The organism is Bradyrhizobium sp. Kon56 (assembly GCF_055807635.1).
On record NZ_JBVVOU010000002.1, the window covers coordinates 473,513 to 498,711 of the forward strand.

Below are 25,199 nucleotides of genomic sequence, written 5' to 3' on the forward strand. Positions count from 1 at the left end.
CATCCACGCCTTTGCCAGATGCACGGAGAACCTAGCAAAGCCAACGGCCTCAGATATCGATCGTCGCGCTCAGCGAATGTTCCTGGATGAAGTCGCGGCGCGGCTCGACCACGTCGCCCATCAGCTTGGTGAAGATGTCGTCGGCCTCGTCGACCTCCTTGACCTTCACCTGGAGCAGTGATCGCGCATTGACGTCCAGCGTGGTCTGCCAGAGCTGCTCCGGATTCATCTCGCCCAGCCCTTTGTAGCGCTGCAGCGAGACGCCCTTGCGGCCGGCGTCGGTGACGGCTTCGAACAGATCGACCGGGCCGTAGACCATGTGCTCGGTGTCCTTGCGCCGCAGCTTGCCGGGGCGGGCGTAAACGTCCTGAAGCTTGACCGTGTACTCGTCGAGCTTGCGGGCTTCGACCGAGCCCAGGAACGCGTCATCGATGAGGGCGACGTCCTTGACGCCGCGCACAGTGCGCTCGAACTGGAAACCATGGCCTTCGACGTATTGACCGATCCAGCCGCGCTCGACCTCGTCGGCGAGCGTGTCGAGGCGGGCGGCGATGTATTGCGCGGCCGCGGCGGCTTTCTCCGGATCGCCGTAGATCGCCTTGTTGAGCACGCCGGTGATGGCGGCCTGCTCGATCACCTTGCGATTGTAGCGGGTGTGCAGGCTGCGCAGGACGCCGCGGACGGCGCGGGCGTCATCGACCAGCGAGCGCAGGTCGCGGCCGGTGCGATCGCCGCCGGTGCCGGGAATATAGACGCAATCGTCCAGCCCGGTATCGATCAAATAATCTTCCAGCGCCCGCTCGTCCTTCAGATATTGCTCGGACTTGCCACGGTTGACCTTATAGAGCGGCGGCTGGGCGATATAGAGATAGCCGCCGTCGATGATCTCGCGCATCTGCCGGTAGAAGAAAGTGAGCAGCAGCGTGCGGATGTGGGCGCCGTCGACGTCGGCGTCCGTCATCACGATGATCTTGTGATAGCGCAGCTTCTCGATCGAGAATTCGTCGCTGATGCCGGTGCCGAGCGCGGTGATCAGCGTGCCGATCTGCTCGCTGTGCAGCATCTTGTCGGGACGCACGCGTTCGACATTGAGGATCTTGCCGCGCAGCGGCAGTACAGCCTGGAATTCGCGGTTGCGGCCCTGCTTGGCGCTGCCGCCTGCCGAGTCACCCTCGACGATGAAGAGCTCGGATTTCGCCGGGTCCTTCTCCTGACAGTCGGCGAGCTTGCCGGGCAGCGAAGAGACCGAGAGCGGGCTCTTGCGCGTCAGCTCGCGCGCCTTTCGCGCGGCTTCGCGGGCAGCCGCCGCCTGGATCACCTTGCCGACGATCATCTTGGCTTCGGAGGGATGCTCCTCGAACCAGGCCTGCAGCGCCTCGTTGAGCACGTTCTCGACCACGGGGCGCACTTCCGAGGACACCAGCTTGTCCTTGGTCTGCGACGAGAATTTGGGGTCCGGCACCTTCACCGACAGCACCGCAGTGAGGCCTTCGCGGCAGTCGTCGCCGGTGAGCGCGATCTTTTCCTTTTTCGCGTTGGCCTCGGCATAGCCGTTGACCTGGCGCGTCAGCGCGCCGCGGAAGCCGGCGAGATGGGTACCGCCGTCGCGCTGCGGGATGTTGTTGGTGAAGCACAGCACGTTCTCGTGGTAGCTGTCGTTCCACCACAACGCGGCCTCGACACCGATGCCGTTGGATTCCGCGCGCACCATGATCGGCGCCGGCACGATCGCCTTCTTGTTGCGGTCGAGATATTTGACGAATTCCTCGACGCCGCCGGAATAGTGCATCTCCTCGCGCTTCTCGACGGCGTGACGCATGTCGGAGAGGGCGATGTTGACGCCGGAATTGAGGAAGGCGAGCTCGCGCAGCCGGTGCTCCAGCGTGGCGAAATCATACTCGATGTTCTTGAAGGTTTCCGTCGAAGCCTGGAACGTCACCTCAGTGCCGCGCCTGCCAGGCGCGTCGCCGACCACCTTGAGCGGCGCGACCGCATCGCCATGGGCGAATTCGATGTAGTGTTCCTTGTTGTCGCGCCAGATGCGCAAGCCGAGCTTGCTCGACAGCGCGTTGACGACGGAGACGCCGACGCCGTGCAGACCGCCGGACACCTTGTAGGAATTCTGGTCGAACTTACCGCCGGCATGGAGCTGGGTCATGATGACCTCGGCTGCCGAGATGCCTTCGCCCTTGTGGATGTCGACGGGAATGCCGCGGCCGTCGTCGCGCACGGTGACGGAATTGTCGGCGTTGAGGATCACGTCCACGCGCGTGGCGTGGCCCGCGAGCGCCTCGTCGATCGCGTTATCCACGACCTCGTACACCATGTGATGCAGGCCCGAGCCGTCATCGGTGTCGCCGATATACATGCCGGGACGCTTGCGGACGGCGTCGAGACCCTTGAGCACGCGGATCGATTCCGCCCCGTAATCGCTCGGATTTGAGGGTTCGTTTTCGGCAGGCGTCTGCCGAGCAGGTTCTGTCATGAGAGGCCTTCGAGATGTCGCCCGAATCAGCGGCGCAAAAGGCGCTGATATGCGGGCTATTTGTGCCACGAAAGACGGATTGCGCCTAGCGCAAAGTATCCCCCGGCAAGTCTTTGATTAAATAGAATTTTTTGGCCGATTTTCAAGGCCTTCGAAGCCCGATTCGGCGGCTTGGAAAAAGCGCGATTCGGGAAGCCGTTTCGGGCCGTGGAAGGCGTGGATTTTGCGGGGACGAGGGCGTTCCGAGGCGCCTGGAACGCCCCGGAACGGCCTTGCAGCTCAATACATCTGAAGCGGCAGCACATCTCCGTTTGGCCCCACCAGGAGGCCCCAGGCATCGCCGGCGGCCACTGTGAGAATCTCGGTGCGAGTGGGGCGTCCCGGCAGACGCAGCGCGTACTGGTACTTGCCTGGCGGCAGATCGAGCATCGGGCCTTTCGGCGATTGCGGACCGCCGGCGCCGGCCGCGATCTTTACGGTCTGATTGTTGATCGTCAGCGATGCTTCTTTCGGCCCCATATTGCCGAGCATCAGCCTGGCCTGTCCGGCCTTCGGCATGATGTCGGCCTTGGCCGCGGCCTGCGGATTTCGCTGCATCAGGCTGACCGTGGTCTCGTCTCGGGCGCGGCCAAGCTTCAGCACGGCCGGCCCCTGCGGCGAGGTGAACGCGAGCTCCGCCCGCTCGGCCGTCACGATCGCGCCGTCGGCCTTCTCTTGCCAGCCCCGATTGGTCAGCTCCGCGCGATAGAAGGCGAGGACCTCGCCAAGCTCGGCGGGGATGCTGGCTTCGAGCTCGGTCCGGAACGACTGGTCGCTGCCGGGAAATTTCGTGGAGCTGATGCCGGTCGAGCTGTGCTGCGTCGGCACCGGCAGGGCCGAATCGGGATCGGGCGTGAGCGGCTCCTTCGATTTGGTCTGGACCGCCTTGGCTTGGGTCGATTTGGCCTCGACGGGCTTCGCCGCGGCGACGACCAGACCGGAGCCGTTGGCGCTAACGTTCACCTTCGGTCCCATCTGCATCACGGTCATCGAGATCGACTTGCCGCTCTTTGCGAACTCCATCACCGCCATGTTGGGCTGATTGATGACGGAGGGCTGCTCTTTCCAGCCCGCTGGCTTGAGCGATGCGCGATAGAACGCAGTGAGCGCCTTCACGCTCGAGGTCGAGGAGAACTCGAGCCTGCCCTCGTCGCTCTCGAACTTCACACCCTCGGCGTTTTCAGGCAGCGGCACCGGAATCTTGCTGTCGGCCTGCGCGTTGAGCGGCGCGTCGGACAATGCGGCCGCCTGCACCTTGCGCCTGGCTTCGTCGGCGGTGATGAGCTGCTTGGCCGCACCTAACGCATCCCCAAGGAACTTGTCGTCCGCCTCTTTCTTCGCCTTGGCACGGGCGGCAAGCGCGGAGTCCTTCACCTGCGCGGTCAGGCTGACCATGGTGAAATCATATTTGCGGCCAAGCCGCAGCACGCCGGTTTCCTCCGCCGAAGAGATCTTGATCGCGACCTCGTCACCGGGTGCGAGCGGCGCGCTGCCGTCCTCCTGCCAGCCGCGCGCGGCGAACTCGCGGTGATAGAAGGCGAGCACGGCCGGCAGCTCGGCCATCGCGGCGGCCGACATTTCGCGCTTGTTGTTGCTCGCGCCGCCGAGCCCCCTGGCCGTCTTGGTCGGGCTCGGCCGCGGCAGGCCGGCCAGATCGCTATCGGCTTTGAGCTCGCTCGGCAGCGCGAAGGGGGCGACCCGGATATCGACATTGGTGCGGCCATCGTCGCGGCGCGTCAGCGTCAGCATCACGGGCTTCTGCTGATAGAAGCCGGTCTCCTTGCTATCGGCATGCGCGTAGAACGCGCGCAGGCCGTTGGGAACGGTTTCATTCAGGCTGGTGGTCCAGCGTGCGGCGGTTTCCGGCGTGAGCTTCTGCCAGCCGATCGCAGCCATCTGGCTGCTGTAGAAATCCGACGTTGCATCGAGCGGCGTCGGCGCGATGCAGCCGAGATAGGGCCGGGTCCCCTCGAACACGATGTCACTTGCGCCTTCCGGAAATGGCACGTTCCCGTAGATCCGGTCGGTGGTGTAGTAAACCACGGACTGGTCGGGCCGGCCGAGCGCCTGCGTGAAATGAACGGAAAGGCCTTGTCGTCCCTTCCTGAACTTCAGCAGGCTGCTTTTCTCCTCAAGCGGCATCACATAGGGCACCCATCCGTTGTCGCGCAGGAGCTTTTGGACCGCGGGCAGCGTCACGGCCTGCCGCATCGGTACGCGATATTCGACGCTATAGGGATCGGGGCGCGAAATGTCTTCCACCGCACCTTCGAGCTGGGGCAGCGCGTGGACGTCGACGATGCCCTCGTCGGCGCCGGCCGCGATCGAGCAGCTCGCCATCAGGAAGAGACCGCATGCAAGCAGCCGCCATCGTGCCGGGACTTGCATCCCGCGCGGGATCATCGCCATCGTTACGTCTCCAGGATGCCGCGCGGCGCTTGGGCGCGCGCGATTGCAACGGCTGCGACACCGTCGGCGGGTCTCAAACGAGAAGTCGCGGCAGGAACCGGGCAGGTTCAAGGATCCGGACGGCTCAATACAGCTGGAGCGGCGACCATGCCTCGCCGTCGCGCCCGATGGTGAGCTCCCAGGCGTCGCCGGCTGCGACGGTGAGGATATTGCTGTGGGCCGGACGGCCGGGTACGTTCAGTTCGTAGGAATATCTGCCGGGCGCCAGATCCAGCGAGACGGCGTTAGCGCCGGCGGAGCGCTTGATGATCTGCGCGTTGATCCCGAGCACGGCTTCCGTCTCGCCGATGTTGCTGAACACCAGCTTCGCCTGGCCCGGCTCGGGCATGACGTTCGCCCGGGTTGCAGTATCCGAGTTCTTCTGCACGAGATGAACCAAGGTGCTGCTGCCCTTGCGGCCGAGCTCCAGCATCGCCGGACCGAGCGGAGATGCGAACGCGAGCTGGACGTGATCGGCGGAGACGACGGCGCCATCGTGCTGCTCCTGCCACCCGAGCTTTCCGAGCTCCCTGCGGTAGAAGGCTAGGACGTCGCCGAGTTCGGCGGGCACGGTGGCTTCGAGCTTGACCCGAAGCGGCGCTTCGACGCCCCGCATCAGGGTGGTGTGGATTCCTCGAAAGCTGTAGCGGGTCGGTGCGAGCAGCCTGGCATCGGGATCCGGCGTGAGATCGGCGGAAAACAGCGCCGCGAGATGCGGCATCCCGGCGCCGCCGCTTGCCGCCAGCATGCATGTCGCGAGCAAGACGAGGCCGCACGCAAACGCCCGCCATCGTGCCGGAGCTTGCGCCCCGGACCTTGCCGTCCGCATCTCACTCTCCAGGGGTCTCGCGCGGCATGTCATTGCGCGATTGCAAAACGGCTGCGACGCCGTCGGCGCGGCCTCCGGCAACTAGTCGCGGCAGAAATGGGGCCGGTTCAACGGCGGCGACTAGCGCCGGGCCGATACCTGGCCGCTTTCGACGTCAAAGATCTCGCCCCCGGCGCCGATCTCGGCGAAGGCGGCAGGGTCTGCGCCGGTCAACCACACCTGCGCGCCGAGCTTGCGCAGCTCGTCGAACAGCGCCGCGCGCCTGCCGGGATCGAGATGCGCGACGACCTCGTCGAGTAGCAGCAGCGGCACGATGCCGGTCATCTCGGCGACCAGGCTCGCATGCGCCAGCACCAGCCCGATCAGCAACGCCTTCTGCTCGCCGGTCGAGGCATCGCGCGCCGGCATGCTTTTCGGCGCGTAGATCACCTGCAGATCGGTGAGATGCGGACCATCCGTGGTACGGCCGGCGATGGCGTCACGCGGACGGTTGTCGCGCAGGATCTGGCGGTAGCGGTCCTCGACCGACGTCGCGGTCTCCGTCAGCAGCGCGTTCTCCATCCAGCCGTCGAGCGCGATCTGCGCCGAAGGGAAGGCGGAGGCCTGCGCGCGAGCGTTCAGCATGCCGGTCAGACGCGCCGCGGTCTGGCCGCGCGTTGCGGCGACCGCGACCGCAAGCTCCGCGGTCTCACGCTCGATCGCGTCACACCAATGGTCGTCGTAATTGCGCGTCTCGAGCAGTCGGTTGCGCGAACGCAGCGAACGTTCGAGCGCGGAGATGCGGCTGGAATGGTCGCTGTCGATGGCGAGCACCAGGCGGTCGAAGAAGCGCCGCCGCTCGGACGCCGCTCCCATGAACAGCCCGTCCATCGCCGGCGTCAGCCATACCATGCGGATGTGGTCGCCGAACGCCGCCGCCGAATTGACCGGTTCGCGGTCGATGCGGCAGCGCCGGCTCACCGGGCTATCTGCGCGCGGCGGATCGATGCCGGTGCCGAGCGTGGCAAGGCCCAGCGCGCCCTCGACCTGTGCCGACACCGCCCAGGAGCCGTCGCCCTGGTTGTCGGCGACGTCGTCCAGCGTCGCGCGCCGCAGGCCGCGTCCCGGCGACAGGAACGAGATCGCCTCGATGCAATTGGTCTTGCCCGCTCCGTTCGGCCCGACCAGGACCACCATGTCGGCCGCCGTCTCGAGCCCCGCCGCCCGGTAATTACGAAAATGCGTCAGCGTCAGGCGATGAATGCGGGAGGGGGTCATCAGATCTTTGTCGTGGCCGCGATTCTTCCCCTCTCCCCTTGTGGGAGAGGGTGGCGCCTCACAAAGTGAGGCGACGGGTGAGGGGTATCTTACCGCTCGGCGAGCTTTGCAAGGATGTCCTCCAATACAGAAGTGGGTCGCTGGAGCACGTCGTTGTTCCAGTAGCGCGCGATGACAAAGCCTTCGGCGAGAGAGCTGCGTCACGCGCTGCATCGCGTCTTGATTCTCCGTGCTGACCGCCGTCGATCTCGATCACCAGGCGCTTCTCAAAGCAGACGAAGTCGAGAATGTAGGTGTTGAACGGGACCTGCCGGCGAAACTTGAAAGCGGAGAGTTGCCGGTGCCTGAGCAGGCGCCACATTGCCGCTTCCGCATCCGTCGGTTCGTGCCGCATATTCTTCGCGAATTGGCGAAGACGTTTGGAGACTGGCCGATGGGATGGTTCCTGCGGCACGAACCCCTCACCCGACTGAGTATGTATCCGCCCGTGGAGATGCCCTCTCCCACAAGGGGAGAGGGCGCAGCAACGTGCATTGCGCTTGTTTCGGCAGGCGAAGCTGTAGCTTCACCCTCTCCCCTTGTGGGAGAGGGGCGCTTCGCGCAGCGAGGCCGGGTGAGGGGTTGTCTCCGCATAAAAGGTGTCGCGAGAGGAGGACCACGTCCCTCACACCCGCATCGGCATCAGCACGTAGAGCGCGCTCTTGTCGTCGCGGTCTTGCACCAGGGTCGGAGAGCCGGGGTCGGCGAGCCGGAGCGTTGCGACGTCGCCTTCGATCTGGGCGGCGATGTCGAGCAGATAGCGGGAGTTGAAGCCGATATCGAGGGCGTCGGAGGCGTATTCGACTTCGAGCTCTTCGGTCGCGCTGCCGGAATCCGGATTGGTCACCGACAGCACCAGCTTGCCCGGCGACAGCGAGAGTTTCACGGCTCGCCCGCGCTCGCTGGAAATCGTCGAGACGCGGTCGACCGCGTTCTCGAAATCCTTCTTGTCGACGACGAGCTCCTTGTCGTTGCCCTGCGGGATCACGCGGCCGTAATCGGGGAAGGTGCCGTCGATCAGCTTCGAGGTCAGCACTACATTGCCGATGGTGAAGCGGATCTTGGCCTGCGACAGCTCGATCGTGACCTCGGCCTCGTTGTCCTCGATCAGGCGCTGCACCTCGCCCACCGTCTTGCGCGGCACGATCACGCCGGGCATGCCCTCGGCGCCCTTGGGCTGCACCAGGTCGAGCTGGGCGAGGCGGTGGCCGTCGGTGGCGACGCCGCGCAGGGTGGCGGCTTTGGCGGAGCCCGCGGCATGCAGATAGATGCCGTTGAGATAATAGCGGGTCTCCTCCGTGGAGATCGCGAACTGGGTGCGATCGATCAGCCGCTTGACGTCCTTGGCGGCGAGGCTGAACGAATGCGACATGTCGCCGGCGGCGAGATCCGGGAAATCGTTTTCCGGCAGGGTCTGCAGCGTGAAGCGGGAGCGCCCGGCACGGATCGCCAGCACGGCGCGGTCGCCGTCGGCTTCGAGCACGATCTGCGAACCGTCCGGCAGCTTGCGCACGATGTCGTAGAACATGTGCGCCGGCACGGTGGTCGAGCCAGCGGTCGCGGTTTCCGCCGCGAGCGTTTCGGTGACCTCGAGGTCGAGGTCGGTCGCCTTCAGCGACAATTTCGCGTTCTCGGCCCTAACAAGCACGTTGCCGAGGATCGGAATCGTGTTGCGGCGTTCGACCACGCGGTGGACGTGGCCCAGCGACTTCAGGAGTTGCGCGCGTTCGACCGTAACCTTCATTGCACTACTCGCCCGATCCCCAAGGAAACACAAATCTGGAAAAGCCGGGCGGCGGGACGCGCGCCACGGCACCGAAGACCCCGGAAAGCCGGATCATCCAGCCGATATGACCAAAGCCGTCAGGGTCGCGCAAGGTGGCGCGGATGGCCCCCGGATTCAAGGGATTGCGGGCAGTTCCCCACGATTTACCTATGTTTCCGCAACGCGCTGAACGCCTCGCCGGCCAGGGACGTCTCTGCGCCCGTCATGGCCGGGCTTGTCCCGGCCATCCACGTCTGGGTTCGCGGTCCTAAGAACGTGGATGCCTGGGACAGGCCCGGGCATGACGACCTCCGATGCAGCTTGGATGTGGTCGCACCCGCGCAGAAGCAAATAGGCGTTTATTCCTGAAGCTGGCGCTTGAGCGATTCGACCTCGTCCGACAGCGCCGTGTCCTTGGAAACCAGGGCCTCGATCTTGCGCACGGCGTGCAGCACCGTGGTGTGGTCGCGCCCACCGAAGCGGCGGCCGATCTCGGGGAGCGATCGCAAGGTTAGCGTCTTGGCGAGATACATCGCCACCTGGCGCGGACGGACCACGTTGGCGGTCCGGCGCGAGGACAGGAGATCGGAGCGGCTGACATTATACTGCCGTGCCACCACGCGCTGGATGTCCTCGATCTTGATCCGCTTCGGTTCCTGCGGCCGGATCAGGTCGCGCACCTCGTGCTCCGCCATCTCCAGCGTCACCGGCCGATTGTTGAGCTTCGAATGCGCGAGCAGGCGGTTGATCGCGCCTTCGAGATCGCGGCCGTTATGGGTGATGGCGCGGGCCAGATAGGTCAGCACCTCCTCCGGCACCTCGAAGGTCGCATGATGGGCGCGGGCGGCTGCGACGCGCGACTTGAGAATACCGTGCCGCAGCTCCTCGCCGAGCGAGGCCATCTCGACCACGAGGCCGCCGGCCAGCCGCGAGCGCACGCGGTCGTCGAGGCTTTCGAGGTCGGACGGCGGACGGTCGGCCGCGATCACGACCTGGCGGCCGGCATCGATCAGCGCGTTCAGCGTGTGGCAGAACTCGGCCTGGGTCGACTTGCCCTGCAGGAACTGGAGATCGTCGATCACGAGCACGTCGATGCCGCGCAACGCTTCCTTGAAGGCGAGCGCCGTCTGCGTCTTCAGCGCGGCGACGAAGCCGTACATGAATTTCTCGGCGGTGAGATAAAGCACCTTGCGCTCGTTGCCGGAATTGCCGGCCCAGGTCACCGCCTGCAAGAGATGCGTCTTGCCGAGGCCGACGCCCGCATGGATGTAGAGCGGATTGAACATGACGGGATCGCCGCGACGACCCTCGGCGACCTGACGCGCAGCTGCATGCGCCAGCGTGTTGGAACGGCCGACGACGAAGCTCGCAAACGTCAGGCGCGGATCGAGCGGCGAGCCGCCGAGTGCATCATGATTGGCCGAGACCGGCGCGGTCGCGGTGGAGCGCAGCTCCGGCGCAGGCGAGCGGCGCGTTTCGACCGGCGCGGGCGCTTCCTTCTGCTGCACCACGGGGCGCACGGCCGAGCGCACGGTGAGATCGATGCGATGCACTTCCGGCATCTCGGCCTGCCAGCACGACAGCACGCGCTCGGCATAATGGGCCTGGATCCAGCTCTTCAGGAAGCGGGTTGGCACCGACAGACGCACGCTCTCGTCCTGGACGCCTTCCAGATCCATGCGCGCGAACCAGCTCGTATAGACGTCCTCGCCTACGTTCGAGCGCAGCCGACTCTTCACGCGTGACCAGCGATCCTGTTCCGGGGTTGTCATCATTTGAGAACTTTTCTTGAGAGATAAGGTTGCGTGGTGAGCGCCATGCTGAGTTCCTGCCAGGGATACCTGCTCAGGGATATTTGCGATGGCGGGACCTCAAGCGATTTCACCTGCAGGCATGGCTCGACCGTTCGGCGGAACGCCGCGTCCGATCAGCAATGTCTAGAGATGGAGGGGTCGCGAGGTCAGCGCGTACTCGGCGCTCCGTTACACGCGGGAGGCTTGATGTCCGACGGATCTAAAACGGGATCGCTGGAAGTCGAAATGCTGGAAGTCGAAATGTGTTTCAATACCGCGTTGAGTTCGTAAGACATGATACCTCCCCGTCCTGCCGTGATTGCTCACGACAAGGTCCTGCGTGTCCAAACGACACCCGCTTCGTAGTCGGATGCCTGCCCGTGTACTCGTCGTCCGCTCGGCTTCGCCATCATGCCTGTCGGGGCAGCTTTCAAGATGTCTCTTAAGCGCGAGAGAAAGATCCCGCTTGGAGACATTCAGACAAAGAGCTACCGTTCCCACATTGCTGTGGGTTTTGATCCGACAATCGCTTGTTGAAGCGTCGCCTACGTGCACACCGCCGCCGATTTGCACGCTCGCCCCGTTTCCGATACCGCGCTGGTCTCAAGATCGTGGGCGCCGCTGACGTCTTAAGGAATACACTATGCGGAAAGACTCGCAACGGAATTGATTCACACTTGAGGCATCAAAAATCTTGATCTGCGTTAACGCCACGCGGCACTTGTGCACAGGCTTCAGAGCAAGTTTTTGGATTCGTGCACAGAATCGAAGATGCCGCGTCCGATGTGACAATTCTCCGCCACCGCCAAAAATTTTTTACAAAAGCGTCACGCGCGCGACGCGCGGGTGAATTTTCCAAATGCTTGGCCTCACTATGTCGATAAGTTGTTAGTGAGCCATCGTTTTTTGAGTCTCGTTTCACAGGGTAACTCCATCGCGTGACGCGATCCGGGGAAACTACGGTGTGCAGAACTCGCAAGCCCGCGAATTCAACTTGCGCCCGCCTCGCAGGGGCTTTTTGCACCGCGGTGCAAGTTTCCGCTGTTGCAAAACCATTCGCAGGTAAAACTACGGACGCGTCATGGTGCAAGCGCCGCAATCCTCCGATCGAAGGTCGTTCGACGCGTGACTGCTTGCGTGAATATGACGGGCAACAAAAAAGCCCGGCGTGAGGCCGGGCTATTTGACGCGTGTGATGTGCGATGTGATCGCCCGATCGAACGACTCGATCGGACGGCGTGCCAGAACGCTCGCGAGTTTACTTGGCGAGCTTGGCGATCTGCGCGGTGAGCCGCGAGACTTTGCGGCTGGCATTGTTCTTGTGAATGATGTTTCGCTGCGCGGCGCGCATCAAGGCGGGCTCGGCATTCGCCAGCGCCGTCACGGCAGCGGCGCGGTCGCCGGTCTTGATCGCTTCTTCGACGTTACGCACGGCACCGCGCATCTGGGTGCGGCGCGACTTGTTGACGGCGGTGCGGCGGGCGATCTTGCGCGTCGCTTTCTTGGCGGAAGTGGTATTGGCCATGGTCTCAATGTCCTTTGCGGGTACCGGTCGCGTCTTGGTCGGGTAGCGCCGGCTTTGCTTGACCGCGTAATCGACGCTCGGAATTAGGGTGTTCGGTTGCTAGGCTGTTCCCGGAACATGAGCGACGGCCTTGCGGCTGCCTCTGAGGCCCAAGGAGCCTCTAAGCCCAAAGAGCCTGCATCTGCTCAAAGAACAGCGGCGGCAGGATTGCGCCCGCCGCCAGTTGGCGCCCTTATAGAGAGGGTCTTCGGCACCGTCAACGCTTTCCCGGGCTGCAAAAGCAGCCCCTCAGAGCCGGGATGAGTGCCGTAACGCCCTGAAGAGGTTGAATTTCTGCCGTCGCCCTTGTAATGGCTGGCGGCGTTCCGAGGGTCGTCCGATCGGACGACTATATAGGGTGAGGCATGATCCGCGGCTTTTTCCGACTGATTGGGCTGTTGCTGCTCGCCGGCGGGTTCATCTTCATGGTCTATGATGGCGCCCGCTGGGTGGCCGACCAGACCCTGCGGTTCACCCGCTTCGGCCAGTTCTGGAACGACATCAATCAGGCCAGCCAGACGGCATTCCGGACCTGGGTTGAGGCCAAGGCGCCCTGGCTGTGGACCTCGGTGATCCGCCTGGTGCTGGATCAGCCGGTTTTCGCCGTCCTCGGCATTCTCGGCATCCTCCTGATGATCCTGTTCCGCCCGCGCAAGCCGTTGATCGGCTATTCCCGGGATTGAGCTTTCGAGCATGCGGCGCTGTAACAGGGCTGCCGCTCCGTGCGTAAAGACCTATATTCCCACCTGATCGCGAGCACGCCGCCTGAGTAATTAGCCCAGGCGATGCACGGCTCGTTCGGAGATCCGTCCATGCTGTTCATGCGCAAGACCACCGCATTGCCCAGTGCCGCGGAAGCGCTGCCGGGCCGTGCGCAAGCCATTCCGACCGCGACCACCCATTTCGTCAACGGCGCGAAGTTGCAGCCGCCTTATCCCGCCGGTCTCGAGCAGGCGGTGTTCGGGCTCGGCTGCTTCTGGGGCGCCGAGCGCAAGTTTTGGGAGCTCGGCGACGGCGTTTACACGACTGCTGTCGGCTATGCCGGCGGCCACACGCCGAACCCGACCTATGAAGAGACCTGCTCGGGCCGCACCGGTCACACCGAAGTGGTGCTGGTCGTGTTCGATCCGAACAAGATGTCGTACGAGAAGCTATTGAAGACGTTCTGGGAGAGCCACAACCCGACGCAGGGCATGCGTCAGGGCAACGACGTCGGCACGCAGTACCGGAGCGCGATCTACACCTATTCAGACGCGCAGAAGAAAGCGGCCGATCAATCGAAGGCGCTCTATCAGAAGGCGCTTGCTGCAAAAGGCCTCGGCACCATCACCACCGAGATCGCACCCGCCGGCGAATTCTACTTTGCCGAGGACTATCATCAGCAATATCTGGCCAAGAATCCCGGCGGCTATTGCGGCCTGGGCGGCACCGGCGTGTCCTGCCCGATCGGCGTCGGTGTGAGCGCGTAAGCTGGTCCCTCGTCATGGCCGGGCTTGTCCCGGCCATCCACGATATTTCGTGCGGCACCAAGAACGTGGATGCCCGGGAAGAGCCCGGGCATGACGGAGTGTTTGGTACCATTGCCGAGCCACCCGCCCCCCCTCAACGCTTTATTAACCATAACCGGTGCATCACTGGATCTGTCTCGTTTCGAGGGATAAGTCCGGTGCCGGTTGCACGCGCGTTTCGATGGTCGATCTCGGCAGCATCCCTGGCAGCGTCCGCCGCGCTGACCCTTGGCGGCTGCATGCAAACCGCTGGTCCCGTCGCCTATGTGCAGCCGCGCGCCGATCTCGATTCGATGGCCTATGGCCAGCCGTACAACGCGCCGCAGCCCGTCGTCGTCGGCAGTGGCGGCGGTGCCATCGCAGCACTCAGCAATTCCTTTGCCTCGCCTGCGCCCATGCCGGTCGGTTATGCCGCGCCGATGGCGGCGCCGGTCCGCTACGATTCCTCCTACCATCTCGACGCCGGCGACAGGCTGCGCGTGGTTGTCTACGGCCAGGAAGGTCTCACCAACAGCTACGCAATCGACGCCGGCGGCTCCATCACCATGCCGCTGATCGGCGGCGTGCCGGCACGCGACCGCACCCCCGCGGGTCTTGCCGGCGAGATCGCCGCAAGGCTGCGCAACGGCTACATCCGCGAGCCCTCGGTCGCCGTCGAGATCGAGGCCTATCGTCCGTTCTTCATTCTCGGCGAAGTCTCTGCGCCCGGCCAGTATCCTTACGTGCCGAACATGACGGTCGAAAGCGCCGTCGCGATCGCCGGCGGCTTCTCGCCCCGCGCCAAGCGCGACGTGGTCACCGTCACGCACACCGAAGCCGGCGGCGCCATGCGCGCCGTGGTGCCGCTCGGCACCCCCTTGAGCCCCGGCGACACCGTGTTCGTCGGCGAGCGCTGGTTCTAGAGCGTTTTTGAGCGAAGTGGATGCCGGTTCACGTAAAGAAAGCGCGTCAGAAAAGAATCTAGAGCCTCGGTTCTGATGCAATCAGAACCGAAGCTCTAGCTCACCGCCTGAAATCCAGACGCCCGTTCGGAAAACATCCGTCGATCCTGGTGGCGTCGACCACCAGTCCAACCCATGGCCGTGTGATCGCCGGGTTGGTCAGGTTGATATATTTCCCGATTAGGCGACCCGCGCGATCACGCGCCGTATCGATCAGCCCGTGCCGGCGGCCGTGGTCCCAGTCGAAGCGCAGGAAGATGCGCTCGCCTGTGACCCGCACCTCCGCGCGTCCTTCTTTCCAGGCTTGTGGCGTATCGCCGGCAATGGTCGGATCTGCGCCGCCATTCCAGCGGCTGGCCCAGATGCCGTCGAGCGGGTCTGACTGTGCCGCGATAATTGCCCATGCCGCCGCGTTGACGTCAGCCGCATCGCCGGCAAGCGCGGCGGTTGCGGCATAGTCCATGACGTCGCGATCATCAGGCGCGGGCACGTCCATGGTGCCGAACGGATTGCGGATGACGATGTTCGTATTGGCCTGCTGCATCATGATCTCCCGGCGCGAATTGGCTTGATCAGCCAGCTCTATCGCCGGGCAGCAGGATGCAGCCACCCGATTCCTGCTCGTCATCCGGGGCGCGCGAAGCGCGAGCCCGGAATGACAGCGAAGACAGCCGCGCGCGCTACGATTTCAAATGCTTCGCGAAAAATTCCATGCTGCGCGGCCAGGCGATGTCGGCGCTGGCCTTGTCGTAGCTCGTCCGCTCGTCGCAATGGAAGCCGTGCTGCGCGCCCGGATAGACGAAGACCTCCACGTCCGGCCGCTTCGTCTTGATGGTCTCGACGTCGGTCAGGGGAATGCCGGCATCCTTCTCGCCAAAGTGCAGCTGTGTCGGAACTTTTGGTGTCTCGTCGGCATAGCGCACGACGGCGCCGCCGTAATAGCCGATCGCGGCCTTCAGGCCCGACAGCCGCGTCGCCGCGGCGAAGGCGATGCTGCCGCCCAGGCAAAAGCCGATGATGCCGACCGGGCCGACGCTCTTCACCGCATCGATCGCCGCCTGCGTGTCGCGCAGCATCGCGTCCCAGTCCGGACTGGCGACGAACTTGCGCGCTTCCGCGATCTCGTCGGGCGAGTAGCCGGACTGGAAGCCCGGCGAGGTCCGGTCGAAGATCGACGGCGCGATCGCGACATAGCCTTCCCCGGCGAGGCGATCGCAGACCGAGCGGATGTGATGGTTGACCCCAAAAATCTCCTGGATCACCACCACCGCGCCCTTCGCCGTGCCGGCGGGGTCAGCGCGATAGGCACTGAGCTGGAAATTGTCGGAGGCCGTCAGCTTGATGTCCTGTCCCACGCGGGTTGTCCTTTTGGTTAGTCTTCGATTGCGGGTTCCGCTCGTTCCACAAACTCGTCATGCCCGGGCGTAGCCGTCCGAAGGACGGCGTCGCTTCCGCTCGCCTATGTCCCGGGCATCCACGTTCTTGGTGCGGTAGGAAAGATCGTGGATGGCCGGGACAAGCCCGGCCATGACGATGTGGCAGCTCCAACGCATGATGGCGCAGAGACGATTGCTCTGCGTCATGAAAAGCCACTCTCACTCCCACATCCAGTTCTCGCCATAATCCTCCTTCCAGCCCGCCAGCCGTCCGTGGCGGAATTGCAGGAACAGGCGGTGACGGGTGGGGATCAGTCTGCTGCCGCCGATGTTGCGAAGGGCGAGATAGATCTCGTTGCCGGGGCGTCCCCGCACATATTGCAGCGGTTGCCCCAGCGCCCGCGCAGTCTGGTCGGCATCCATGCCGAAAGCGAGCGGCGTGTTGTTCGACAAGGTCGCGACGAAGGGCAGGCGGGGCAATGTCCCGCCGAATTGCTCGGCTTGCGCGGATGCTGACAGCAACACCGCGCCCGCAGCCAATATAGCTCGCTTCATCGCCACTGTTCCTGTCCGACCTATTCCGGCAAGTTCTTCAGGAAAGGCAGCACCGCGTCAACAAAAGCCTGTGGCTGGTCGATGTTGACGGCGTGTCCGGCGGCGGGGATCACGGCCTTTTGTGCGCCGGGAATTTTCGCAGCCATGTAGTCCGAGGCAGCTAGGAACGGCGTGTCGTCGGCGCCGACTACGATCAGGCTGGGCACCTTGATCTCCGGCAGCAGCTCGATCACCTTGGCATCGCGCTGGGTCAGCATGCCGCGTGCGGCGAGCGCCAATCCCCTGGCATCGCGATGGCTCGCGGTGGCGCGCTCGCGCGTCGCCGCCTTCAGTACGTCGAGCCCTTCGCGGTCGAACTTGTCGGCAGTGGCGAGCGCGCGCGCATTCCAGGCCTCGCGTGCATCGTCCTTCTTGAAGCCGGGGCCGGTGTCGATGATCAGCAGCGCGCGGACGCGCTTTGGATGCGCGCGAGCGAACGCAAGCGACATGTAGCCGCCGAGCGAGAGCCCGCCAATGATGGCGCGCTCCGTGCCGATCACATCGAGGATCGCGGCGATGTCGCCGACGGTGAGTGCTTCGCTGTAAGCGGCGGGATCGTCGGGATAGTCGGACTGGCCGTGACCGCGCATGTCCCACAAGATCAGCTTGTGATCCCGGGCAAGTGCCTCGACCTGCCCATGCCACATTGCCGAAGTCGATGAGTAGCCGTGGGTGAGCAGCAGCGGCGGGCCCTCGCCATGAACCTCGTAATGGATTCCGACGCCGTCCCGATCGATCTTAGGCATTGCATCCACCTTATTATCTTGTCTTCCCCCATCCTAACGCGCCGGGTTACTCGGAGGAAACTGCCTGAATGCGATGGCCTGCCTGCTTGGCGTGCACTCTGTTGCGTTCAGCCGCTGCATCACCGCTGTTCTCGCAACGCACAAGATGCGCGCGCCTCGTTTGTTTCGATCGATTCCAAATTGCATTTGCCTCCGCGCCTGAACGCGATCATTCTTGCGATCAAGGCTGGCGCCGGCCCGGTGGGCGTCCGCTACTCAAGTTGCCGCCGTAAGCGGCTTCATGCACCGGCAGGGGAAGACGCCTATGCCAACTCTCACCATCAACGGGCGGAGTCTGTCCGTGGATGCGGCGAACGACACGCCGCTCCTCTGGGCGATCCGCGAGCAATTGCAGATGACCGGCACCAAATTCGGCTGCGGTGCCGGCCTGTGCGGGGCCTGCACCGTGCACGTCAACGGTGAAGCCGTGCGTTCGTGCCAGACCATGGTCGGCGATGTCGCCGGCAAGAAGATCACCACCATCGAAGGCCTCGCCGCCAAGGGCGACCATCCCTTGCAGAAGGCATGGATCGCCGAACAGGTGCCGCAATGCGGCTACTGTCAGTCCGGTCAGATCATGCAGGCGGCCTCGCTGCTGGCGAAGAATCCCAACCCGACCAAGGAAGAGGTCGTGGCGCATATGGACGGCAATCTTTGCCGTTGCATGACCTATTCGCGGATCCAGAAGGCAATCATGCGCGCCGCAACCGAGATGCGCACCGCATCCGCCTCCGGCAACGAGCGGAGGCCCACATGAACAAGCACGTGAACAACGTTGCGCCCGAGGCGACCGATCTCAGCCGCCGCTCCTTCCTGGTCGGCACAGCGGCCACCGGCCTCGTGCTCGGCTATGCCGGCGTGCCCGGCATCGGTGAGGCGCTTGCGGCGCCTTCGAACTTCGAGCCGAGCGTTTGGTACGCGATCGCGCCCGATGGTCTCGTCACCGTCACCTGCGGCAAGGCCGACATGGGCCAGCACATCGCCTCCACCATGGCGCAGATCGTGGCCGAAGAGCTGGGCGCGAAGTGGAGCGACATGCGCGTACAGCTTGCCTCCAACGATCCGAAGTTCAACGATCCCGTGTTGGGCGCTCAGATCACCGGCGGCAGCTGGTCGACCATGATGAACTTCGAGGCCATGAGCCGCGCCGGCGCTGCCGGGCGGATGGCGTTGACAGAAGGCGCGGCCGCCGCGATGGGCGTGCCGGCGTCGGAGCTCGTGGTGCGCGATTCCATGATCTCGCACCCGAAGTCGAAGAAGGCGATGTCCTTCGCCGATGTCGTCAAGAGCGGCAAGGCGACAAAAACCTTCACGCCGGACGAGCTGAAGGCGATCAAGCTGAAGACGCCGGATCAATACACCATGATCGGCGTGTCGGTGCCGCAGCTCGACATTCCCTCCAAGACCAACGGCACGGCCAAATACGGCATCGACGTGATGCTGCCAGGCATGGCCTATGGCGCGGTCGTGACGCCGCCCGTGCGCTTCGGCGCCACGGTGAAATCGGTCGACGACAGTGCCGCCAAGAAAGTGCCGGGCTTCATCAAGGCCGTCACCCTCGACGACAAGACCGGAACGACCTCGGGCTGGGTCGTCGCGGTCGCCGGCACCTATGCCAACGCCAAGAAGGCGGCGCAGGCGCTCAAGATCGCCTATGACGGCGGTCCAAACGCGAAGGTGTCGACCCAGTCGCTGCTCGACGAGGCCATGCGGCTTCAGAAGCAGGAGGATTCCGGCCAGTTCTTCGTCAAGGACGGCGATCCCGCGGCGGCGTTCGGCACGGCGGCCAAGGTGCTGGAGGCGGAGTACACCACCAGCATTAATATCCATGCGCCGATGGAGCCGATGAACGCCACTGCGGAGTTCAAGGGCGAGATCCTGCACATCTATTCCGGCAACCAGTTCGCAACGCGCTCCGGCGCGATCGCGGCGGGTGCGGCCGGGATCGATCCGAAGTTCGTGGTCATGCATCAGATGTGGCTCGGCGGCGGCTTTGGCCGCAGGCTCGATGCCGACATGATGATTCCGGCGGTGCAGGCGGCGAAGGCCATCGGCAAGCCGGTAAAGGTGATCTACACGCGCGAGAACGACATGACGATGGATTTCTCGCGTCCGCTCACCTATCAAAAAGTAAAGGCGGGCGTGGACGGCGACGGTAAGCTCGTCGCGCTCAGCCACGACGTGGTTTCGGCGTGGCCAACGGCGCGCTGGGGAATCCCTGATTTCCTGACGCCGTCGGTGGACAAGAAGGGTCCGCTCGACTCCTTCACGGTGAACGGGGCCGACTTCTTCTACACCGTGCCCAACCATCATGTGCGCGCGATCAAGAACGAGATGGCGCACAACGCCACGCCGTCCGGCCAGCTCCGCTCGGTCGCGCCGGGTTGGACCTTCTGGGCGGTCGAGAGCATGATCGACGAGATCGCGGCGGCGGCGGGCAAGGACCCCGCGCAGTTCCGCATCTCGCTGCTCGACGGCGCCGGAAAGAACGACGGCGGCGCGCAGCGGCTGCGCAACACGCTGCTCGCCGCGATGGGCCTTGCCGGCTACGGCAGCAGGAAGCTGCCGAAAGGTGAGGGCATGGGCGTGGCCTGCGTCTCCTCGCAGGAACGCGCGACCGCGAGCTGGACGGCCTGCGTCGCCCATGTCGCCGTTGCGCCCTCGGGCGAGGTGACCGTGAAGAAGCTCACGGTGGCCACCGACGTCGGCACGCAGGTGCATCCCGACAACATCCGCGCCCAGGTCGAGGGTGCGGCGCTGTGGGGCCTGTCGCTGGCGATGTACGAAAAGGCGACGCTGAAGGACGGTGGCATCGAACAGACCAACTTCGACAGCTACACGCCCTTGCGCATGAGCCAGGTGCCGGAGGTCGCGATCGCCGTGATCGCCAATGGCGAAAAGGCCACTGGTGTCGGCGAACCCGCGGTGACGGTGATCGCACCCGCGATCGGCAATGCCATCTTCAACGCCTCGGGCGCCCGCGTCCGGGCCCTGCCGATCACGGCCGAAGCCGTGAAGGGCGCGATGAAGGCGTAAGGCTGGTTGCGATTGTTGACCTGACCTGATCCGCCGGGGGGCAGCCCCCGGCGGATTCGTCGTTAAAAAAGCCCTGTGTTTGCAAGCACATCTCTACTGTGCATGGGGTTGTTTTCGAGGTTTTTGATTGGAACCGCCCGGGACGCGAATTCCGTAAAATTGTCCCAGATTCCGCAGGGTTCCATTGAGCACGCCTCTTAAGGGCCGGAGAACCTGATCCGGCTTAGGCTTTTGCCCGAAACACGCCCGTGCTCTTGGGGAAACCATGAACGCCTCAGCCAAACCCGCCGCGAAACGCCGGCTTCTGCTCGCCTCCGACCGGAGCGACGAGAGCACCGAGCTCGCCAGCATCCTCAAGGCGGTCGGCGACGTTGCAACGGTGACGACGCAGGAGCTCCCCGAGCAGCCCTCGCGCGATCTCTCCGGCCTCGTGGTCGACATCAATCTGCGGTCGCCCGACAGCGTGCAGCGGGTGCGCAACAAGCTGCGCGGCGACGCCTATCGCGCCATGCCTCGTCTGTTCGTGCTTGCGGACGCCCTGCATCACGGCACCATGCAGGCCTGGGCGCTGGGCGCCACCGACACCATCTCGCGGCCGCTTCAGCCCGAGGACATCCTGCAGCGCATCCGTGCGGCCTTCCCCGACACCGCCGTCTATGACGCCACCGATCGCGGCAAGACGCTCAATCGCGGCGTCGAGGCCGCGCATGCGGTGCTGAAGAAGATGTTCGAGAAGCTGCCGCTCGGCGTGCCCTTGACCTTCGACGACGTCATCGCCGCCGAGAGCAAGATCCTGAAGGCGATCAAGCACTCCTCGCTGCGCGAGTGGCTCACCACGGTTGGCTGCCACCATGTCGGCAGCTACCGGCATTGCCTGTTCGTGACCGGATTTGCGGTCTCCTTCGCCCAGCACCTCGGCATGCGCGAGGACGACCAGCGCCGGCTGACCCGTGCCGCGCTGCTGCATGATGTCGGCAAGGCCTTCGTTCCCTCCGCGCTGCTCGACAAGCCCGGCAAGCTCACCGACGAGGAGATGGCTGAAGTCCGCCAGCATCCGCGCCGCGGCTATGACGCGCTCGCGGCTCAAGGCGGCTTCCCGCCGGAGATGCTGGACGTCGTGCTGCATCACCACGAATTCCTCGACGGCTCCGGCTATCCCAACAATCTCTCGTCGAACCAGATCAGCGATATCGTGCGGGTCACGACCATCGTCGACATCTACGCGGCACTCGTGGAGAAGCGCGCCTATCGCATGCCTTTCACCCACTCGCGCGCGTTTGCGATGATGGAAGGCATGGGCGGCAAGCTGGACCAGCAGCTGTTGCAAGCGTTCCGCCCGGTGGCGCTGGGATCGTTCTGAACTCCGGTGTCGTCCTGGCGAAAGCCAGGACGACATTGTGGTAATCGCTCGTGCTACCCCACCATCTTCCTCAGCTCCGCCTTCGCCACCTTCTCCAGCGTCGAGCGCGGCATGTCGTCGACGAAGCGGATCTCGCGCGGCATCTTGAAGTCGGCAAGGCCGGCGCGGCAGGCGGCCATCACGGCGTCGTGCAGATCAGGCCGGGCACCGGCGACGCCACCCTGCGGGATGATGAAGACGACCGGCACCTCGTCCAGCATTGGATGCGTCTTCGCCACCACGGCGGCCTCGCGCACGCCGGGGACCAGTGCGACCACCTGCTCGATCTCCGACGCCGCGACGTTCTCGCCGCCGACCTTCAGCATGTCCTTGCTGCGGTCTGCGAAGCGAATGTAGCCGTTCTCCAGCCGCCCCACGCGGTCGCCGGTGAGAAAGAAGCCGTGCTCGTCGAAGCTCTCGCGCGTCGCCTTTTCGTTGTGCAGATATTCGGCGAACAGCGACAGGCCGACAATGCCCTTGATCGAGAGATTTCCGGTGCCGTCGATTTCGGTCGGCCGCCCGTCGTCGTCGGTGATGCGGATTTCATATTCCGGCGCGGCGCGGCCGATCGACATCGGGATGTTGGGCTGGTCGATCTCGCCGACGATGCCGTGGGTGATGGTCTCGGTCATGCCCCACCAGCCGATGATCTTGACTCCGAAAGCGGCGAAGGCCGGCGGCTCGTTGATCGCGGTGCCCCACAGACGGAATTTGTGATCGCGCGGGATGTCCTGTTCGAGCAGCGCCTTCATGCAGAACGGGATCGTCGAGGTCCAGGTCGAGCCGTGCTCGCGCGCAGCGCCCCAGAACCGGCTGGCGGAAAAGCGCGGCTGGATCACGCAGGTGGCGCCGACCCATAGCGTCGCCAGCATCGAATAGGCCAGCGCGTTGGTGTGGAACAGCGGCAGATAGGCCTGATGCACGTCGCTTGCGTGCAGGTCTTCGTGCGCGGCGTTGATCTTGGCGCCCCACAGCGCGTTGGCGTGGGTCCACAGCACCGCCTTGGGGCGCGATGTCGTGCCCGAGGTGTATTGCACGCTGCACGGCGCGAGCGGATCGATCGCGCGCCTGGGACGGTCGGCGCTATCGGCGAACAGCTCCTCAAAGCTGTCGCCGCGTGAGACCGGGTTCCCGGGCGGCGCGCCCGCATCGTGCGAAGTCACCGCCATCCAGCGGATGTTGCGGCAATTCTGCGCGACGATCTCGGCATAGGCCGGCTGTGTGATCGCGGCGACCGCGCCGCAATGATCGGCAAAATAGTCGAGTTCGGCCGGCGCCGAGCGCGTGTTGGTGGTCACCGCGATGGCGCCGAGTTCGACACAGGCGAACCAGGCCAGCAGCGCCTCGATGCAATTGTCGAGGTGAATGAGCACATATTCGCCCGGCTTCACGCCGCGCCTCCCCAGTCCCGCCGCGAGCGCGCCGACCCGCTCGTGAAACTCGCCATAGCTCCAGCGCCGGGCAGGCGCGTCGAACGGCGCCCAGATCAGGAACGGATGTGAGCTGCGCACGTCAGCCCGCATCTTCAGCAGCCAAGGCACATCGAGCCCGTCGAATGGGCCGACGATTCCGGCGGCGGCTTGCGAAGTCGGCATATGTCCTCCCGTGCAGCCTGCATCTTGCCGGCGGCCGCGTTTTGATGATTGCGTCTTCCTGCTCGCTCAGCCCTCATGCGACGGTGCGTGGGGCAGGCGGCTTGGCCTTACCGGCCGCCGTCCTCGTATGACGAAATCTCGATCAGGCTGCCATCCGGATCCCTGCAATAGACCGAGCGCAGCGTGCCGCGGGCGCCCTGCTTGGGAACCGGGCCCTCTTCGATCGCAACGCCATGTGCCTTCAAATGCGCCACCACCTCGTCGGGGCTGGCGGAGGTGAGGAAGCACAGATCCTCGCTGCCGGGGGTCTGGTGGTCCGCGGTGAACCACTCCACCTTGTCGGCATCGCGCGGCCGGACGTTGATCTTCTGGTTACCGAATTGTAGCGACGTCCGCGGCGCTTTGCCGCCGCCGGGGTCGAACACCTTGACTTCCATGCCGAGAATCTTGCCGTACCACTCGGCGGTCACTGCGACGTCCGCGACGTTGATCACGAGATGATCGAGGGCTTCGACCTTGACCGCCATGCCTTATCCTTTCGTCGTGATGCGCCCCGTGTACTTTCCGCCTGCGGCAAGCTTTGTTACAACCGCGCCGACGCCATTTTCAAGCTATCTGGCTTCAAGAACAACACGTTGGGAGAACCCTTGAGATGATCACACGCCGTACCGCGCTGAGCCTGCTCGCCGCCAGTCCGCTTGCAGCCAGCCCGCTGTCGAAGGCCCTTGCCGCCGATTACCCGACCCATCCGGTGAAATGGGTGGTCGGCTATCCGCCGGGCGGAGCCACCGACATCCTGGCGCGCCTGATCGGCCAGCGGTTGTCGGAGAAGTTCGGCCAGCAATTCGTGATCGAAAACAAGCCGGGTGCCGGCAACAATATCGCCACCGAATCGGTCGTCAACGCCGAACCCGACGGCTACACGCTGCAACTGGTCAATCCGGCCAACTTCATCAACGCCTCGCTCTACACCAACCTGAAATTCAACTTCGTGCGCGATATCGCGCCGGTCGCCTCGTTCCAGCGCGTGCCGAACGTGATGACCGTCAACAAGGACGTGCCGGCCAAGACCGTCGCCGAGTTCATCGAATACGTGAAGGCCAACCCCGGCAAGGTCAACATGGCCTCCTCGGGCAACGGCACCTCGGTGCATCTGTCCGGCGAGATGTTCATGGCGCTGACGGGCTGCAAGATGCAGCACGTGCCCTATCGCGGCGCCGCACCCGCGATCACCGACATGCTCGGCGGCCAGGTGCAGGTGATCTTCGACAACATGCCCTCGATCATCCAGCACATCCGCTCCGGCTCGCTCCGCGCCATCGGCGTCACCACGGCGGAGCGCTCGCCGCAGCTGCCCGACGTGCCGGCGATCGGCGAGACCGTGAAGGGCTACGAGGCGAGCGCGCTGTTCGGCATGGGGGCGCCGAAGAACACGCCCAAGGAGATCATCGCCAAGCTCAACAGCGAGATCAACACGCTGATAAAGGAGCCGGACATGGCCAAGCGCCTGGTCGAGCTCGGCGGCGAGCCGCGGGCGCAGACGCCCGAGGCGTTCGGCGACGAGATCAAGGCCGAGACCGAGAAATGGAAGAAGGTGGTCGAGTTCGCCGGCCTGAAGGTCGAGTAGCGATCTTGTGATGTCCGGGAATGGAGCCCTGCCGTTCGGCAGGGCTTTTTTCTTGGATGCCGTGCCATTGAGCTGGAATAAAGCGGCTTCGTGAAACCTGATGGGTATATGGCGCGTAT

At 64.4% G+C, this 25,199-nt stretch carries 21 protein-coding genes and 1 pseudogene; 7 read left to right on the top strand and 15 right to left on the bottom strand.

The features are described from left to right. Positions 1 to 49: 49 nt before the first annotated feature. From gyrB to rpsT, 8 genes and pseudogenes are all read right to left on the bottom strand, one after another. On the bottom strand, positions 50 to 2,485 hold the full coding sequence (gene gyrB, locus AC0L3B_RS05355) for a DNA topoisomerase (ATP-hydrolyzing) subunit B (RefSeq protein ID WP_018455834.1): 2,436 nt from the start codon (positions 2,483 to 2,485) through the stop codon (positions 50 to 52). Positions 2,486 to 2,764: 279 nt separating this feature from the next. After that, the gene (locus AC0L3B_RS05360) at positions 2,765 to 4,933 is read right to left on the bottom strand and encodes a hypothetical protein (protein ID WP_473380114.1); all 2,169 of its coding nucleotides are present in this window, start codon (positions 4,931 to 4,933) and stop codon (positions 2,765 to 2,767) included. A 124-nt stretch (positions 4,934 to 5,057) separates the two neighbouring features. Continuing rightward, complete coding sequence (locus AC0L3B_RS05365) at positions 5,058 to 5,801, bottom strand: hypothetical protein (RefSeq protein ID WP_473380115.1); 744 nt, start codon at positions 5,799 to 5,801, stop codon at positions 5,058 to 5,060. A gap of 120 nt (positions 5,802 to 5,921) precedes the next feature. Beyond that, positions 5,922 to 7,058 (bottom strand): DNA replication/repair protein RecF, encoded by a 1,137-nt coding sequence (gene recF, locus AC0L3B_RS05370; RefSeq protein ID WP_085361994.1) that lies wholly within the window; start codon positions 7,056 to 7,058, stop codon positions 5,922 to 5,924. 89 nt (positions 7,059 to 7,147) lie between these two features. Next, positions 7,148 to 7,512: pseudogene (locus tag AC0L3B_RS05375) on the bottom strand (endonuclease domain-containing protein). A 210-nt stretch (positions 7,513 to 7,722) separates the two neighbouring features. Next, on the bottom strand, positions 7,723 to 8,841 hold the full coding sequence (gene dnaN / locus AC0L3B_RS05380; RefSeq protein WP_007598262.1) for a DNA polymerase III subunit beta: 1,119 nt from the start codon (positions 8,839 to 8,841) through the stop codon (positions 7,723 to 7,725). Between the two features lie 380 nt (positions 8,842 to 9,221). Then, positions 9,222 to 10,634, bottom strand: coding sequence for a chromosomal replication initiator protein DnaA (dnaA, locus tag AC0L3B_RS05385; protein WP_026233035.1), 1,413 nt, complete (start codon positions 10,632 to 10,634; stop codon positions 9,222 to 9,224). Positions 10,635 to 11,913: 1,279 nt separating this feature from the next. Next, entirely contained in the window at positions 11,914 to 12,180 is a 267-nt protein-coding gene (rpsT, locus tag AC0L3B_RS05390) for a 30S ribosomal protein S20 (protein WP_007598259.1), read from the bottom strand. 404 nt (positions 12,181 to 12,584) lie between these two features. Here rpsT and AC0L3B_RS05395 point away from each other — a divergent pair, with 404 nt between their 5' ends. From AC0L3B_RS05395 to AC0L3B_RS05405, 3 genes are all read left to right on the top strand, one after another. Continuing rightward, positions 12,585 to 12,902 carry a hypothetical protein gene (locus tag AC0L3B_RS05395; RefSeq protein WP_007616084.1) on the top strand — a complete coding sequence of 106 codons (318 nt, stop codon included), beginning with the start codon at positions 12,585 to 12,587 and terminating at the stop codon, positions 12,900 to 12,902. Positions 12,903 to 13,031: 129 nt separating this feature from the next. Then, a complete protein-coding gene (gene msrA / locus AC0L3B_RS05400; RefSeq protein ID WP_085349729.1) occupies positions 13,032 to 13,688 on the top strand; it encodes a peptide-methionine (S)-S-oxide reductase MsrA in 657 nt (218 codons plus the stop codon). Positions 13,689 to 13,885: 197 nt separating this feature from the next. After that, entirely contained in the window at positions 13,886 to 14,629 is a 744-nt protein-coding gene (locus AC0L3B_RS05405; protein ID WP_473380116.1) for a polysaccharide biosynthesis/export family protein, read from the top strand. Between the two features lie 100 nt (positions 14,630 to 14,729). Here AC0L3B_RS05405 and AC0L3B_RS05410 read toward each other — a convergent pair whose 3' ends face one another. From AC0L3B_RS05410 to AC0L3B_RS05430, 5 genes are all read right to left on the bottom strand, one after another. Beyond that, entirely contained in the window at positions 14,730 to 15,212 is a 483-nt protein-coding gene (locus AC0L3B_RS05410) for a hypothetical protein (RefSeq protein ID WP_085349792.1), read from the bottom strand. 136 nt (positions 15,213 to 15,348) lie between these two features. Beyond that, positions 15,349 to 16,023: a dienelactone hydrolase family protein gene (locus tag AC0L3B_RS05415; RefSeq protein WP_085349730.1), complete on the bottom strand. Its 675-nt coding sequence runs from the start codon at positions 16,021 to 16,023 to the stop codon at positions 15,349 to 15,351. 57 nt (positions 16,024 to 16,080) lie between these two features. Beyond that, a complete protein-coding gene (locus AC0L3B_RS05420) occupies positions 16,081 to 16,251 on the bottom strand; it encodes a hypothetical protein (protein WP_158091539.1) in 171 nt (56 codons plus the stop codon). A 12-nt stretch (positions 16,252 to 16,263) separates the two neighbouring features. Then, positions 16,264 to 16,599: a hypothetical protein gene (locus AC0L3B_RS05425; RefSeq protein ID WP_085349731.1), complete on the bottom strand. Its 336-nt coding sequence runs from the start codon at positions 16,597 to 16,599 to the stop codon at positions 16,264 to 16,266. Between the two features lie 20 nt (positions 16,600 to 16,619). Continuing rightward, positions 16,620 to 17,384, bottom strand: a complete 765-nt coding sequence (locus AC0L3B_RS05430; RefSeq protein ID WP_473380117.1) for an alpha/beta fold hydrolase — start codon at positions 17,382 to 17,384, stop codon at positions 16,620 to 16,622. 304 nt (positions 17,385 to 17,688) lie between these two features. On the opposite strand from AC0L3B_RS05430, the gene AC0L3B_RS05435 reads away from it, so the two are divergent. From AC0L3B_RS05435 to AC0L3B_RS05445, 3 genes are all read left to right on the top strand, one after another. Further along, the gene (locus AC0L3B_RS05435; RefSeq protein ID WP_007616069.1) at positions 17,689 to 18,180 is read left to right on the top strand and encodes a (2Fe-2S)-binding protein; all 492 of its coding nucleotides are present in this window, start codon (positions 17,689 to 17,691) and stop codon (positions 18,178 to 18,180) included. After that, entirely contained in the window at positions 18,177 to 20,459 is a 2,283-nt protein-coding gene (locus AC0L3B_RS05440) for a xanthine dehydrogenase family protein molybdopterin-binding subunit (RefSeq protein ID WP_473380118.1), read from the top strand. Before AC0L3B_RS05435 ends, AC0L3B_RS05440 begins: the two co-directional genes overlap by 4 nt. A gap of 265 nt (positions 20,460 to 20,724) precedes the next feature. Continuing rightward, positions 20,725 to 21,819, top strand: coding sequence for an HD-GYP domain-containing protein (locus AC0L3B_RS05445; RefSeq protein WP_085349734.1), 1,095 nt, complete (start codon positions 20,725 to 20,727; stop codon positions 21,817 to 21,819). A gap of 53 nt (positions 21,820 to 21,872) precedes the next feature. Here the strand turns inward: AC0L3B_RS05445 and AC0L3B_RS05450 are convergent, their stop codons facing one another. Both AC0L3B_RS05450 and AC0L3B_RS05455 read right to left on the bottom strand, forming a co-directional pair. After that, positions 21,873 to 23,453 carry an AMP-binding protein gene (locus AC0L3B_RS05450; RefSeq protein WP_473380119.1) on the bottom strand — a complete coding sequence of 527 codons (1,581 nt, stop codon included), beginning with the start codon at positions 23,451 to 23,453 and terminating at the stop codon, positions 21,873 to 21,875. A 107-nt stretch (positions 23,454 to 23,560) separates the two neighbouring features. After that, positions 23,561 to 23,980, bottom strand: coding sequence for a VOC family protein (locus tag AC0L3B_RS05455; RefSeq protein WP_085349736.1), 420 nt, complete (start codon positions 23,978 to 23,980; stop codon positions 23,561 to 23,563). A gap of 125 nt (positions 23,981 to 24,105) precedes the next feature. Here AC0L3B_RS05455 and AC0L3B_RS05460 point away from each other — a divergent pair, with 125 nt between their 5' ends. Further along, entirely contained in the window at positions 24,106 to 25,080 is a 975-nt protein-coding gene (locus tag AC0L3B_RS05460) for a Bug family tripartite tricarboxylate transporter substrate binding protein (protein ID WP_018455852.1), read from the top strand. The last annotated feature ends 119 nt before the right edge of the window (positions 25,081 to 25,199 follow it).

Coding starts and splice junctions, on each gene's coding strand:
- AC0L3B_RS05450 (WP_473380119.1), bottom strand. CDS start 23,453: ATGCCGACTTCGCAAGCCGCCGCCGGAATCGTCGGCCCATTCGACGGG.
- recF (WP_085361994.1), bottom strand. CDS start 7,058: ATGACCCCCTCCCGCATTCATCGCCTGACGCTGACGCATTTTCGTAAT.
- AC0L3B_RS05365 (WP_473380115.1), bottom strand. CDS start 5,801: ATGCGGACGGCAAGGTCCGGGGCGCAAGCTCCGGCACGATGGCGGGCG.
- gyrB (WP_018455834.1), bottom strand. CDS start 2,485: ATGACAGAACCTGCTCGGCAGACGCCTGCCGAAAACGAACCCTCAAAT.
- AC0L3B_RS05435 (WP_007616069.1), top strand. CDS start 17,689: ATGCCAACTCTCACCATCAACGGGCGGAGTCTGTCCGTGGATGCGGCG.
- AC0L3B_RS05410 (WP_085349792.1), bottom strand. CDS start 15,212: ATGCAGCAGGCCAATACGAACATCGTCATCCGCAATCCGTTCGGCACC.
- AC0L3B_RS05430 (WP_473380117.1), bottom strand. CDS start 17,384: ATGCCTAAGATCGATCGGGACGGCGTCGGAATCCATTACGAGGTTCAT.
- AC0L3B_RS05420 (WP_158091539.1), bottom strand. CDS start 16,251: ATGACGCAGAGCAATCGTCTCTGCGCCATCATGCGTTGGAGCTGCCAC.
- AC0L3B_RS05455 (WP_085349736.1), bottom strand. CDS start 23,980: ATGGCGGTCAAGGTCGAAGCCCTCGATCATCTCGTGATCAACGTCGCG.
- AC0L3B_RS05395 (WP_007616084.1), top strand. CDS start 12,585: ATGATCCGCGGCTTTTTCCGACTGATTGGGCTGTTGCTGCTCGCCGGC.
- msrA (WP_085349729.1), top strand. CDS start 13,032: ATGCTGTTCATGCGCAAGACCACCGCATTGCCCAGTGCCGCGGAAGCG.
- dnaN (WP_007598262.1), bottom strand. CDS start 8,841: ATGAAGGTTACGGTCGAACGCGCGCAACTCCTGAAGTCGCTGGGCCAC.
- AC0L3B_RS05460 (WP_018455852.1), top strand. CDS start 24,106: ATGATCACACGCCGTACCGCGCTGAGCCTGCTCGCCGCCAGTCCGCTT.
- AC0L3B_RS05425 (WP_085349731.1), bottom strand. CDS start 16,599: ATGAAGCGAGCTATATTGGCTGCGGGCGCGGTGTTGCTGTCAGCATCC.
- dnaA (WP_026233035.1), bottom strand. CDS start 10,634: ATGACAACCCCGGAACAGGATCGCTGGTCACGCGTGAAGAGTCGGCTG.
- AC0L3B_RS05445 (WP_085349734.1), top strand. CDS start 20,725: ATGAACGCCTCAGCCAAACCCGCCGCGAAACGCCGGCTTCTGCTCGCC.
- rpsT (WP_007598259.1), bottom strand. CDS start 12,180: ATGGCCAATACCACTTCCGCCAAGAAAGCGACGCGCAAGATCGCCCGC.
- AC0L3B_RS05440 (WP_473380118.1), top strand. CDS start 18,177: ATGAACAAGCACGTGAACAACGTTGCGCCCGAGGCGACCGATCTCAGC.
- AC0L3B_RS05360 (WP_473380114.1), bottom strand. CDS start 4,933: ATGGCGATGATCCCGCGCGGGATGCAAGTCCCGGCACGATGGCGGCTG.